This window comes from Paenibacillus macerans, assembly GCF_050565405.1.
Taxonomy (GTDB): domain Bacteria; phylum Bacillota; class Bacilli; order Paenibacillales; family Paenibacillaceae; genus Fontibacillus; species Fontibacillus macerans_B.
Genome location: NZ_JBNYYG010000001.1, coordinates 309,372 through 321,959, shown reverse-complemented (window position 1 = coordinate 321,959; position 12,588 = coordinate 309,372). Strand labels below are relative to the sequence as shown.

The 12,588-nt window shown below is 51.0% G+C and carries 9 protein-coding genes and 1 pseudogene; 8 read left to right on the top strand and 2 right to left on the bottom strand.

Annotated features, from left to right (window positions below; genetic code table 11):
* Positions 1–349: 349 nt before the first annotated feature.
* Complete coding sequence (locus tag ACQ4N8_RS01310; RefSeq protein ID WP_430702504.1) at positions 350–1,582, top strand: nitrate/nitrite transporter; 1,233 nt, start codon at positions 350–352, stop codon at positions 1,580–1,582.
* Positions 1,551–3,902: a molybdopterin oxidoreductase family protein gene (locus ACQ4N8_RS01305; RefSeq protein WP_430702503.1), complete on the top strand. Its 2,352-nt coding sequence runs from the start codon at positions 1,551–1,553 to the stop codon at positions 3,900–3,902. The genes ACQ4N8_RS01310 and ACQ4N8_RS01305 overlap by 32 nt, the downstream gene beginning before the upstream one ends.
* Before the next feature lie 995 nt (positions 3,903–4,897).
* Here ACQ4N8_RS01305 and ACQ4N8_RS01300 read toward each other — a convergent pair.
* Positions 4,898–5,866, bottom strand: a complete 969-nt coding sequence (locus ACQ4N8_RS01300; RefSeq protein WP_430702502.1) for a copper amine oxidase N-terminal domain-containing protein — start codon at positions 5,864–5,866, stop codon at positions 4,898–4,900.
* A gap of 171 nt (positions 5,867–6,037) precedes the next feature.
* Here ACQ4N8_RS01300 and ACQ4N8_RS01295 point away from each other — a divergent pair, with 171 nt between their 5' ends.
* The 3 genes and pseudogenes from ACQ4N8_RS01295 to ACQ4N8_RS01285 all read left to right on the top strand — a co-directional run bounded on the left by ACQ4N8_RS01295 (position 6,038) and on the right by ACQ4N8_RS01285 (position 6,912).
* Positions 6,038–6,214 carry a hypothetical protein gene (locus ACQ4N8_RS01295; RefSeq protein ID WP_430702501.1) on the top strand — a complete coding sequence of 59 codons (177 nt, stop codon included), beginning with the start codon at positions 6,038–6,040 and terminating at the stop codon, positions 6,212–6,214.
* Positions 6,169–6,288: pseudogene (locus ACQ4N8_RS01290) on the top strand (AraC family transcriptional regulator); the annotation flags it as partial. The gene ACQ4N8_RS01295 and the pseudogene ACQ4N8_RS01290, both read left to right, overlap by 46 nt.
* Positions 6,289–6,327: 39 nt before the next feature.
* Positions 6,328–6,912, top strand: coding sequence for a GyrI-like domain-containing protein (locus ACQ4N8_RS01285; protein WP_430702500.1), 585 nt, complete (start codon positions 6,328–6,330; stop codon positions 6,910–6,912).
* Positions 6,913–6,942: 30 nt separating this feature from the next.
* Here ACQ4N8_RS01285 and ACQ4N8_RS01280 read toward each other — a convergent pair whose 3' ends face one another.
* On the bottom strand, positions 6,943–7,731 hold the full coding sequence (locus ACQ4N8_RS01280; RefSeq protein WP_430702499.1) for a DsbA family protein: 789 nt from the start codon (positions 7,729–7,731) through the stop codon (positions 6,943–6,945).
* A gap of 410 nt (positions 7,732–8,141) precedes the next feature.
* On the opposite strand from ACQ4N8_RS01280, the gene ACQ4N8_RS01275 reads away from it, so the two are divergent.
* The 3 genes from ACQ4N8_RS01275 to ACQ4N8_RS01265 are packed head-to-tail and all read left to right on the top strand — an operon-like array spanning position 8,142 to position 12,497.
* The gene (locus ACQ4N8_RS01275) at positions 8,142–9,581 is read left to right on the top strand and encodes a radical SAM protein (RefSeq protein WP_430702498.1); all 1,440 of its coding nucleotides are present in this window, start codon (positions 8,142–8,144) and stop codon (positions 9,579–9,581) included.
* Between the two features lie 14 nt (positions 9,582–9,595).
* Positions 9,596–10,906 carry a radical SAM protein gene (locus ACQ4N8_RS01270; protein WP_430702497.1) on the top strand — a complete coding sequence of 437 codons (1,311 nt, stop codon included), beginning with the start codon at positions 9,596–9,598 and terminating at the stop codon, positions 10,904–10,906.
* The gene (locus ACQ4N8_RS01265; protein WP_430702496.1) at positions 10,854–12,497 is read left to right on the top strand and encodes an ABC transporter ATP-binding protein; all 1,644 of its coding nucleotides are present in this window, start codon (positions 10,854–10,856) and stop codon (positions 12,495–12,497) included. The genes ACQ4N8_RS01270 and ACQ4N8_RS01265 overlap by 53 nt, the downstream gene beginning before the upstream one ends.
* Positions 12,498–12,588: the final 91 nt, after the last annotated feature.

Here is a 12,588-nt window from a genome sequence, read left to right as displayed (position 1 = left end):
TTGATATGTCATGTTATCTTACATAAAATTCGCTAACCCAGCTTAAATCTAGCCGTTTTTGAGATTTATCGATGTTTTTAGGGATGTCAAGGGACCTACTCGTGAAATTTATGAACATTTTTTGTAATTTATATTGACATCTCCTTTTTCCGACTCATATAATTTAACTACGTTCACAAAGTCGTGACGCTAATAGGATTCCGGCCTTCGCACAACGTAGTGCCGCCGGTGGGCAAAGGAGCCATGCGGGCAATCCAGGGGATTGCGCGGCGGCTCCTTTTTGTTTGCGTACAAGAAAATCACAGAGACATCCCGGTCAGAGGATGCAAAACGGAGAGGAGATTTAAGGATGGAACGTACAGGATTTTTGAAAAGCGGGCATAAGCCCTCGCTGCTGAGCGCATTTCTTTATTTCGACGTCAGCTTTATGATTTGGGTCCTGATCGGGCCGCTGGCCGTCATCATGATGCAGGATTATCCGATGAACGCCTCGCAAAAAGCCAATCTCGTTGCCCTGCCGATTCTCGGCGGTTCCGTCCTTCGCCTCGTGCTCGGCGTACTGGCCGACCGGATCGGTCCCAAACGGACCGGGCAAATCGGCATGATCGTCACCATGATCCCGCTTGTCTGGGGCTGGCAGTTCGTGAATTCGCTAAGCGAATTGTACGTAGTCGCTCTTCTGCTGGGCGTTGCCGGCGCATCCTTCTCCGCGGCGCTGCCGCTGGCCAGCCGCTGGTATCCGCCGCAATACCAGGGATTGGCGATGGGCATTGCCGGGGCCGGCAACAGCGGCACCGTGTTCTCCACCCTCTTCGCCAACCGGATCGCTCAGCATTACGGGAGCTGGGAGGTCGTGTTCGGGTTCGCGCTGATTCCGATCGCGCTGGTCTTTATCGTCTTTACGCTGCTGGCGAAAGACAGTCCGAGCCAGCCGGAGCCGAAAAAGTTGCGCGATTACGCCTCCGTTCTCCGTCAGCGGGATACGTGGCTATTTTGCCTGCTGTATATGGTTACGTTCGGCGGCTTTGTGGGAATGTCGAACTATTTGACCATTTTTTTCAATACGGAATACGGTCTTAGCGCCGTCCGGGCAGCCGATTTCACCACGCTTTGCGTGATCGCCGGCAGCTTCTTCCGTCCCGTGGGCGGTTGGCTGGCCGACCGGGTCGGCGGCGTGCGCATGCTGCTCTTTCTATATGGCGGAGTCGCCGTCATGATGGCGCTGATCTCTTCGTTGCCGCCGCTGTCGGTCGTCACCGTGCTGCTGTTCGTCGGCATGATGTGCCTCGGCATGGGCAACGGCTCCGTGTTTCAACTCGTGCCGCAGCGATTCCAGCAGGAAATCGGCGTCATTACGGGAATCGTGGGGGCGGCCGGCGGACTGGGCGGTTATTTCCTGCCGAATATCCTCGGGATCCTGAAGCAGTTGACCGGCTCGTATACGCCCGGCTTCCTCATTCTGAGCGGGATCGCGGTGGCCTGCATCGTCACGGTTCTTCTGATTCAAGGCGAGTGGAAACGGACATTCCTCGAAAGGAAGGATGCCGCTTATGACGCTTATACCTACAGCCGCCCATCCTGACGGACGCCTACGCACCCACTGCTGCTTCTGCAGCATGCAGTGCAGTCTCGATCTGCACGAAGCCCCCGGCTCTGCGCTGGGGTACGAGACCAAACCGAGTCCCGATTTCCCGGTCGCTACCGGACGGTTATGCCAAAAAGGCTTTCATGCCGCTGCACATACGGTTCATCCCGGAAGGATAGTGCGTCCGCAGCGCAGAGACCCGGAGGGAGCGGAATGGGCCCCAGGCGCTACCCCGGTTGCCGAGGGAGCCTCCGGCCGGACGGGGCTGGCGGCGCATCGCGAAGGGCCGTCAACCTCCTGGTCGCCCGCGTCTTGGGCGGAAGCGCTTGACGATATCGCCGATCGCATCCGGCGGCTTCAGGAACGGTACGGCAACGATAGCGTCGCCGTCTTCGGCGGCGGATCGCTGACGAACGAGGTGTGTTACCTGCTCGGCAAATTTACCCGCGTCGCCCTCCGCTCGCGTTACGTCGACTACAACGGCCGGTACTGCATGTCTTCCGCGGCGGCGGCGCAGCAGAAAGCGTTCGGGATCGACCGGGGCCTCAGCTTCCCGCTGGAGGATATCCCCGAGGCCGAATACATCATACTTGCCGGCACCAACATCGCCGAATGCCAGCCGACACTGATGCCTTACCTGCTCGCCGCCAAGAAAAAAGGCGCCGTGATCGTCACGATCGATCCGCGCCAAACGATGACGTCCAAAATCGCCAGCCACCATCTTTCCCCGGGGCCCGGGCAAGACTCGCTGCTCGTGAGCGGCCTGCTGCACGTCATCCTCGAGGAGCGTCTGTATGACGCGGAGTTCGTCGCGGCCCATACGGAGGGATTCGAAGAGGTGCGGGAAGCGGTGGCCGCGTATCCGCCCGAGCGGATCGCCCGGCTGACCGGGATCCCCGAGGAGACGATCCGTTCCGTAGCCCGGGGATTTGCCGGGGCGAGAAGCGGGATCGTCCTGACGGCCCGGGGGCTGGAACAGCAGGTGAACGGCGTCGAGCATACGCTGCAGTACATCAACCTGTGCCTGCTCTGCGGGCACATCGGCAAACCCGGCAGCGGCTTCGGCTCCGTCACCGGGCAGGCCAACGGGCAGGGCGGCCGCGAGCACGGGCTCAAGGCCGACCAGCTGCCGGGCTACCGGTCGATCGAGGACCCGGCGGCCCGGACCCGCGTGGCCGGGGTCTGGGGCATCGATCCGGGCGAGCTGCCCGGCAAAGGGGTCTCCGCGTATGAGCTGTTCGGGAAAGTGCTGGACGGCGACATCAAAGCGATGATCATCCTCGGCTCCAATCCGGTCGTGTCCAGCCCTAACAACGCCCGCGTCGCCGAGGCGCTGGCGAAGCTGGACCTGCTCGTCGTCGTCGATCTGTTCGAGACGGAAACGGCGGCCTACGCGGATTGGCTGCTGCCCGGCACGTCCTTCCTCGAAGTGGAAGGGACGATGACGAACCTGGAGGGCCGGGTGTTCTACCGGCCCCAGGTGTTTGAGCCGGCCGGCGAGTGCATGCCGGACGCCTGGCTGCTGTGCGCCCTGGCCGAGCGGCTGGGCCGCGGGCGCTACTTCTCTTACTCGTCGATGCAGGACGTGTTCGACGAGTTATGCCGCGCTTCCGCCGGGGGCAAAGCCGATTACAGCGGCTTAAGCTACTCGCGCCTGCAGGAAGCGCAAGGGCTGTTCTGGCCGTGCCCCGGGCCCGGCCGGGAGCACCCCGGGACTCCGCGCCTGTTCGCGGGCGGCGTCTTTGCCCATGCGGGCGGCCGGGCCCGCCTGCATGGGATCGCGCCGCAGCCGCCGGCGGAACAAGCAGATACGGAGTATCCGTATCTGCTGACGACCGGCCGGCTGGGCGGGCACTACCTGAGCGGCGCCCAGACCCGCCGCACGGACGCGCTGGCGAAGAAGGCGCCGGAACCGGTGGCGGAGCTCCACCCGGATCTGGCCGAGCGGCTTCACCTGCGCGAGGGCGACCGCGTCCGCCTGGTTACCCGGCGCGGCTCGCTGGAGCTCGCCGCCAAAGTGACGGCGGACATCCATCCGCAGACGATCTTCGTCCCGTTCCACTGGGGCGGGCGGCTGGCGGTCAACCAGTTGACGAACGACGCCTTACACCCCGTCAGCCGGATGCCGGAGTTCAAAATCTGCGCCGTCCGGGCCGAGCGGGTGGAAACAGGCGGCGCCGCTTCCATCGCAGACGCCGACGAAGTTTCTTTGGGCGGCGCCAGGGCCAACGCTGAAACCGGGCGCAACGAAGATACCGCGGCTCTTGCCAACACTGCGGAGATAGCCGCCACCCCCACGTCCGCCTTACGGAGCTGAACCGAGCACGTTCATGTCATGCGGCAACGGCGCGACTGAGGATCCAATTAACGGGGGAACCGATAAGAGGATTTCCGCTAGCGTTGCATCAAATCCGACAGAGGCTTTGGTGTCCCGAAATAGCGAATTCTATTCGGTTTTTCGAGTACAATTCGTCGATAACGGCAAAACCGCAGGATTCTATTCGATTTTTCATACAGAATATCGGATTCCGTCTTCCTGAGACACGATTATGTATGAAATTTCATATACATTCCGTCGAAATCGACAGAAGTGGCGAAATCTATTTGATTATTCGTATATAATTCTGGGAATTGCACCTTCTAACGTTACCGTAGATTTTCCTTAAGCATTATGCAACGCCAATGGAGGATTTCCACTTAAGCGAAGTCTCCCGGCAAACCCAAACGAAAAAAGGGGCTATCCCTCAAATAGCCGAACACGCGATCGTCCGTAAGAAAGCACCCGATCATTTGCTCGATTGCTTCGCGGCTCTTTGCCGCTTGCTCCGCGTACACGATCCTTGTTGGGTGTAATAACGTATGCAATTCATCTGCCATTTCATCGACCCGAACGCCGGGATAACATTCGACGCATAAAACCGCGCGGCTCCGACTGGCCACTGCGCGAAGCAATTCGCCGGCATTCATATCCCGCCCACACTTTGTCGTCCTGATCCAGAATTTCAATGACCGGTTCCTTGTTGTACAAAGTTGACATATCCGTTCTCCTTTAACTAATCATGATGGGTACTGTACCGTCATTATAGCTTCGGTTCGCCCTTCCGTATTTGCAAAGAAGCGTCATGACTTTACAATTTTGGGCCATTTGGACGATAATTTACAACCGGATTGACGGCGGGAATTATAGCAGCGAACTGGTGAAGCTGATCAACCATGCCGTGCTGAAGTCTTAAGCTTTGCGTAAAAAGAAAAAGCGGCCTCGAAAGGCCGCTTTGTTGTAGGTTCGAGGACGGTTATCCCCGTGCGTATTCCTTATTGTCCGGTAGTTCCGGCGTTATCGGTGCTCTCCGTGCCCGTGTTGCTTGCATCACTTTGGTTATAAATCACGACCGACTGGGATACCGGCTCCCATTTGACGATCGCTTCAAAAGCTTCGCTGACGAAACGGACCGGAACGACCGTGCTGCCGTCAACGACGGTAGCCGCCGTATCCAGCGTCTGCGTTTCACCGTTTACGTAAGCGGTTTTGCTGTTGATGATCAGCTTCAAGGTTACGCCGTCCTTGGTGACCGTAATCGATTTGTCAGCCGGGTTATAGGCTACTTCCGCCTGCAAAGCTTCGGAGATGGCCCGGAACGGCACCAACGTGCTGCCGTCCTGTACGATCGGGGCTACGTCCGTCGTAGGTTGCTCGCCGTTGACGAATAGCTTCACGCCTTTTTTCCCCAGCTTGTCATACAGTTTGCCGAGCTTCTTGTAGGATTCGATATTCGTAAAATCGGCCAACACCGCTTCCTCCTGCAAATAGACCGCATCGGTCACGTTGCCCTCTTGCTCCAGCAAATCCGCAGCCTTCGACAATGCTGCCGCATCCTCCTTGATTTGCGTAAGCTCCGCCTTCATCTCATCGGTCAACTGGGTATCATACTTCGTCAGCAGCAGATCGGCGAGCACCGCACCTGCCGGTTTGTCTTTCACGTTTTGGATTGCGTTCAGCAATCCTTTATATCCTTTGTGGCCCCGGACAGGAGATTCCGGCGTATCGGCAGTTTCCTGATCATCGGGCTCGTCCACTTCCTGGGTTGTCAGGGTCCCTTTGGTTTCGTCCGACTGCTCCGACTTCTTGCCGTTAACAGCCTTCTCTTTCGCTTCCGTTTGCGGCGCGTCCGCCTTTTTCGCGGCTCCTTTGCCGTTCTCTTGCTCCGCTTTGGCCGACGCCGTACCCGCCGTCAAGCATAATGCCAGCATGCAGAAAAATGCGATCATCCAGCTTTTTTTCATGAAGTTGTGCCCTCCTAAATGATTTTCGTTTAATTGGGGTTTAATGTTTAATACGCAGCCTTGTCAAAATTTGAGGGGGGCGAGAAAAAACGAATCCGTTATTTTTTCTTCGAGAACTGACGGGCAACAGCGAGCTAATCTTTTTATAATAGGAATCAAAGAGGTGAGGTCATGGACTGGGTCAATAGAGTAAATCAAGTCATCGATTATGTGGAGAATCATCTGTGCGGCGAAATCGACGAAAAGGAAGTCAGTAGAATTGCGGCCTGTTCCTTTGCGTTGTTTAAGGGGCATTCACGCAGATTACCGGCGTTTCCTTATCCGAGTATATCCGCCGCAGAAAGCTGACTTGCGCGGCTTATGATATTCAGAATACCGATGAGAGAATCATCGACATCGCCATGAAGTACGGCTATCAATCGGCGGACGCTTTTACCGTGGCCTTTAAGCGCTTGCATGGCGTGGCGCCGGTCCATGCCCGTAATCCCGGCGTAAAGCTCACGTTTTATTGCCGTCTGCGCTTTGCCCTCACCATTGAAGGAGTGGATAAAATGGATTACACGGTGATTGAAAAAGGGCCCTTTAAGGTCATGGGAATCCGGCGCGTTACACCTTTCGGCGGAGGCACTTGGGCAGTCGTCAAAAGCGATGGCAGCAACGAAGTCATAAAAGGACTAAGCGGCCGTTTTTTAGATTTGGGGTTATGCTTTGGCTTCGGCGAGCACGGCAGCAACGATTATATGTGCGCTATCGAGTGGGAGGGTGAGAATGTGCCGGGGTTCGACAGCTATGAATATCCGGAGGCCACCTGGCTGAAATTCGAGGCGAAAGGCAGTATATCGGGGCAAACGCTCGGAAGCGTGTGGAAAAGAATCAACATGGAATTCCTGCCTCAAAGCAAGTACGAAAAAGCCGGCCCCACGATTGAGAAGTATGTAGCATGGGACGACGCTGCGGATAGGTGCGAGGTTGAAATTTGGATACCGGCTGTCCAAAAGTCTACGAAAGAAATGAAAAACGCCTCCGATTCCCGATTATGGAATTGAAGGCGTCTCTATTAAGAAATACGTCGTAAATTATTGTCCGCCTGCAGCGGCCAACTGCGCTTCGATCGCCGCCGCCAAATCCTCATAGGAAGAACTCGGCAGAAGTTCCCCGTCCACCATAAACTGCGGCGTCCCGTTAACTCCGTAGTAACCGGCCGTCTTGAAGTCTTCCTTCACCGGCAGCATGTAGGTACGTTCCGTCAAATCTTTCTTGAACCGGTCGTAATCAATACCGTCGATATTCTTCTTGACGAAGTCGAGCAGAAATTCAGACGTGGCCCAGATTTGCGTTTCATCGCCCTGTACCGCGTACAGCTTACTTTTAAACTCCCAGAATTTATCGTTATTCTGCGCGGCAATCGCCTCGCCCGCGCTGGCTGCCATAATGGAATCGCGGTCGATAAAGGCGAAATTGGTGAAAAACAGCTCCGCTTTCCCGGTATCGATGAATTCTTTTTGGAACTGCTCCATATAGGTTTCGTCCCATGTTTTGCAGGAAGGACACTTGAAGTCAGCGAATTCCATGACCTTGACCTTGGCATCCGGGCTGCCCATATACGGCTGCTTCTCGTACTTCAGCCCTTCCGCCACATAATCGCCTTTAATTTCCGTGTAGTTGGGTAGATCGTTCAAATCGGAGCCGTTCCGATCTTTAAGAAAAACGACGGATAAGACAATCACGACAAGTCCTAGGGCAATCAATGAAAGGACATAAATGAGTCCGGTCTTGGGCTTGTTGCCGCCCTTCCCGTTATGGTTCGCAGTTTTGTCGCTTGATGCCGGTATTCCGCTTCGATTACCACCCTTTTTCTGGGCCATCCGCATCATTCCTCCAAATCATTGGTTTCGTCCCATTCTAGCTTATGGCCCCCGCCGAGGGACGTAATTTAGGTCACATATCTAAGATGATCTAGATGATTTATCAATAAAATCTATATTATGTAAAAAATATCATAGAATTCATTTCCATTATTTTCTTAAAATTACCATGTAATTCAAATAAATAGAAAGGAGGGACGGACATGCAAGTCATGGGATTATTTTGTGATGTAGTATGCGTTACGGGTTGTGTAGCAGCTTGTGTGGCGGATACCGTATCTCCGATTGCTGACGTCATTGGGGCCGGCACGGCCTTCAACACAGCCAAGTCTGCCTGATTGTTATCCATCATCTCCAAAGGTGCGGCTTCGGCCGCGCCTTTGGAACATCCGTTTGGAGGGAAGACATCCATGCCTCTATTATTTGCGACCGAAAAAAATTCATATTTTTACGACGATGCTACAAGGCTGGTATTTCCGACCGAAGGCTATGAAAAAGATTTTCTGGAAAAACTGGAAGAGGGCAAGGTAGCTTTGGATATGGAAACCTTAAAAAATGAACCGCACCTGCAAAACCTGTCCAAAAAAATAAAGCAATACGGACTTTTTTTTACTCCTCAACCGCAAACCCCCGTTTTTTCGGAAGAGCAACTGCAAGACAAATTAATGAGAGAGGGGGTTGCCCATCTTTGCTTAAACGTAACCGAAGCATGCAATTTCCGCTGCAGATATTGCGTATATTCCAACCATTACAGCCTTAACAATGGCTACAGCAATGAACAAATGAGCTGGGACACCGCAAAAGCCGCCGTCGATCTGTATATGGGAATGAATTTAAAAAGCATCCCGTTTAATCCGAATTTGAGCATAAGCATTGGTTTTTATGGCGGAGAGCCTTTGTTGAATTTCGATACGATCAAAGATGTTGTAAATTATGTTGAACAGAAATATAGTCCGCAATTTTCGAGGACGGTTTTTTCGCTAACGACAAATGGATATTTATTGAACCGAGGAAAACTGCGATTTTTGCTTGACCACCATTTTGCCCTTTCGGTAAGTTTGGATGGCGATAAAGAGGACCACGACCGGAATCGGGTTACTGTCAAAAGCAAGCCCACTTTTGATGCGGTATTCAACAATTTGCTGAGACTTGATGAGATGTACAGGGAAAGAGCCGATCACAGTGACGAAGTTTATCCCTACTCTCTATTGATCACTTACGATAACGTCACGGATCTTCGCAGGTTAAACGATTTTTTTATCGAGCATCCCAATTTGGACAGCCAGATCGCGCGCATTACAAGAGTGAAAGATTTAAATTCCGACTACTACAGCAGCTACGAGCAAAATGATACACGCGTAATAGAAAAACAGCAGGCGGCCAGAAGCGAATTTATAAGCTTAATCCAAGCAAAACAACCCATTACGAATTTCATCCGAAAATATGTGCAAGGTTTGATTTTTGAACCGTCCATGAATATTAACTATGCCCATAATCCGTTAGGCGGGTTGTGCGTTCCCGGGATCAGCAAACTGACTGTTGATGTAAACGGGCAATTTCATATGTGTGAAAAGATCAGTCCTCAGTACCCCATCGGCGATATAAATCAAGGACTTAATATCAAACAACAGGCGCACCTCCTGAACAAAGGTTTGTCGGTGATAAGGGAGCAGTGCCGGGATTGTAAAGTTAAGAGCCTTTGCAATATTTGTTACGTTACGCTTGAACAAGAAGGAGCCGAGTTCAAAGTTCCCGACGGGTATTGCGATCATTTTCAAGACTGGATGAGATCCTCCTTTTCGTTGTATTATTCTTTGCTTGAAGAAAATCCGGCCTTATCCATATTCTAGCAGGGGGTTGCGATATGTTCTTTTACTTGAATAGTGAAGTACTGCATCTGCAAGGTCAAAACGCTTCATTTGTGTATAACTTGGGGACGGGCAAGAAGATGCAACTGGATTCATGGCAAAGCGAGGTATTGAATCAACTGCAATCGGGAGCCTCCATCGATAAATTAAACCGGCTTTACAGTGAAGATATAGAGGAATTCATCCAGCATTTATCGTTTAATGAGCTGGGGCAGCTCTATGACGAACAAGTTTATGTTTCTAAAATCAAAACGCACGACGCAAAATTGCTAAAAAGCGATATTTTAAGGCCGTTTCAGTTGAATCGGGCGGTCATAGAATTGACCGGAGAATGCAACCTGAATTGCCGGTTTTGCACGCCTGAAAATGTCATCTATAGATCGTGCGGCTGTAAAAAGTGGCCAAACGCAAATGAAATGCTGTCCTTGGAGGATTGGGAGGACGCGGTACAGAATATGATTAAACTAAAAGTAAAACAGGTTATTTTCTCAGGCGGAGAACCGTTTTTGCGATGGGACGTTTTAAAACGCCTGATCGAGCTGTTGTTCAGTCATCAGGTTAAGTGTACGGTCATTACAAACGGTACATTGATCGATGAAGAGACGGGCAGGTTTCTGAAAAATCATCAGGTCGATTTGATACTTCAGGTTTTTGAGCATTCGTCCGAAGGGTATTTTCGTGTAACCGGGCAAGCGGGAAGCTTTAATTTTTTATGCGACAGCCTTGAAATCATAGAGAAATACGGGATTCAGCACTACATTTCCATCGTTATTTCCTCCCTGAACCAGGATCGTCTGAAGGATATACAGGCTTTTTTTGCAAATAAGCAAACCAGCTTAATGTATGTATACCCGGCAAACGAGTATTATCCCGATAAAATGCTGTCGCAAATTTTAAGTCCGGCGAACCGTGAAATCCCCATCAATATTCAAAACTATCAGTTGCATGAAAACTATCACAATTGCCTGCACGGACAAATATTCATTTCCGCCGACGGTTCGCTGTACCCTTGCATGATGATGCGCCATAATAATGATAGCTTAGGCAATATCCGTAAAGAACCTCTGTACAAAGTATTTAACGAGCAACGGCATAAGAAATATTGGACAACCCCTAAGAAAAATATGCAGGGCTGCGACAAATGCGCACGCAATCTGTTTTGTTTTGATTGCAGGGCTCTTGATTATTACGCAACCGGAACCTACGAGGGAATGAAGTACTGCAGTGAAATCGAACAAGGTCAGGAGAAAACTCATGTGGAAAAATCTGAAGTTGGTTTGGAACTACAGCAAACATTTCCAGAATAAAATCATTCAATCCTTTCTTCTCTTAATCGCGATTACCCTGGTTGGATTAGTGCCCGCTTTTCTGATTCAGAGAGTGTTTGACGAGGGGCTGATGAAAGGGCAATATAACGTCGTCCTGATTTATAGCGCCGGTCTTGCCGCTATTTATCTGCTTAAAAGTGTCCTGAACTACGCATCGACCTATTTATTTACTTACATGAATCAAAATATTATTTATAAAATTAGAGAAGAAATTTCGGCCAAGCTCCTGAAATACCCGCTGGATTTTTACAACTATAAGGAAAGCGGGTACATTACGGCCAGATTAAACGAAGTTAACAATTTGAGCGGGTTGTTTTCGGCCAATACCTTTAAAATGGTGCTTGGCTTATTTGAATTTGTTGGCGTACTGGTGATTTTATTGGTTCAAAGCGTTCCGCTAACCTTGATTATGTGCCTGTTGATTCCTTGCTACTATTTGGTTTCCACCCGGCTTATGGGCTCCGTTGCCAAGTTTTCAAAGGAAATTGCCGAGAAAAGCGCCCAGTTGAACAGCAAAATCCAGCAGTCCGTCGGCGGAATTGAAGAAGTAAAAAATTTATCGCTGGAGGATGTTGAATCCAAAAAGATCAACGAAATGACCCGCAAATTGATGAAAGCTAATGTAAAACAAACCTTGAGTTACTCGCTCGGCATGGAATTGATTATTTTCCTGGGAGCGATCGCCACCGTCATTCTGACGATAGCCGGAGGAAAATTTATCATCGGCCAACAATTGACGATCGGCGTATATATGATTTTTGTAAGTTACGTACCGAAGCTTTACACTCCGATTCAAAGCATGACCAGCGCTACATTAATGCTTCAGCCGGCTTTGGTCAGCTTGCAAAGATTAAAAATGTTTCTGGAAGAAGCTTTGGAAGATGACGATGACGACCACAAAGTTCAATTGAATGAAATTAACACCATCCAGGTGGATCAAGCCGGTTTTCATTACCGAAATGCTACGCTACTTTTTGAAAATCTCGGTTTCGAGCTGGAGCGGCACGATAAATTAATGATCTACGGCGAAAATGGATCCGGTAAAACTACTTTTTTTCGATTGTTGATGGGGTTATATGAATGCACGGAAGGCCGCATCCTACTGAATGGCATAGACATTACAACCATATCGCGAAAATCGCTGCGCCAAAATATCGGGATCGTCTCGCAAAAAATTTATCTGTTTAACGATACGGTTGAAAGTAACATCAAGTATGGTTTAGACGAAGTGGATGAAGCAAAGTTCGAGGAAATCATTAGGTTAACGGAGTTAACTAAAGTTATTGCCAAGCTCGGGAATCAAGCGATTGGAGAAAACGGGAGTCGCCTGTCCGGCGGAGAAATCCAACGAATTGCCATTGCCAGAGCGTTGCTTCGGGAGTCCAGCGTTGTTCTGTTTGATGAAATCGCCGCTCACCTCGACGATGAAACTAAAAAACTGATGAATGATTTGCTGCAAACCGCGTTGAACGACCGGATTTGCCTTTTTATCGACCACAGCCATTCTTTTGATATTTTGTGCAACAAGTCTTTACGGTTAGGCGTAAAAACCCCGCTCCGGATGAGTTGATCTCCGATCCGGGCGAGGCTTGGCTTCCTGATATCGCAAGAAAAACTACCGCTAAACGCGGTCTGTCTACTTTGAATGTACGTCGATAGAC

What these genes read in the sequence shown, in the direction of transcription:
- ACQ4N8_RS01310 (WP_430702504.1), top strand. Translation starts at nt 350, where the DNA reads ATGGAACGTACAGGATTTTTGAAAAGCGGGCATAAGCCCTCGCTGCTG.
- ACQ4N8_RS01305 (WP_430702503.1), top strand. Translation starts at nt 1,551, where the DNA reads ATGACGCTTATACCTACAGCCGCCCATCCTGACGGACGCCTACGCACC.
- ACQ4N8_RS01300 (WP_430702502.1), bottom strand. Translation starts at nt 5,866, where the DNA reads ATGAAAAAAAGCTGGATGATCGCATTTTTCTGCATGCTGGCATTATGC.
- ACQ4N8_RS01295 (WP_430702501.1), top strand. Translation starts at nt 6,038, where the DNA reads ATGGACTGGGTCAATAGAGTAAATCAAGTCATCGATTATGTGGAGAAT.
- ACQ4N8_RS01280 (WP_430702499.1), bottom strand. Translation starts at nt 7,731, where the DNA reads ATGGCCCAGAAAAAGGGTGGTAATCGAAGCGGAATACCGGCATCAAGC.
- ACQ4N8_RS01275 (WP_430702498.1), top strand. Translation starts at nt 8,142, where the DNA reads ATGCCTCTATTATTTGCGACCGAAAAAAATTCATATTTTTACGACGAT.
- ACQ4N8_RS01270 (WP_430702497.1), top strand. Translation starts at nt 9,596, where the DNA reads ATGTTCTTTTACTTGAATAGTGAAGTACTGCATCTGCAAGGTCAAAAC.
- ACQ4N8_RS01265 (WP_430702496.1), top strand. Translation starts at nt 10,854, where the DNA reads ATGTGGAAAAATCTGAAGTTGGTTTGGAACTACAGCAAACATTTCCAG.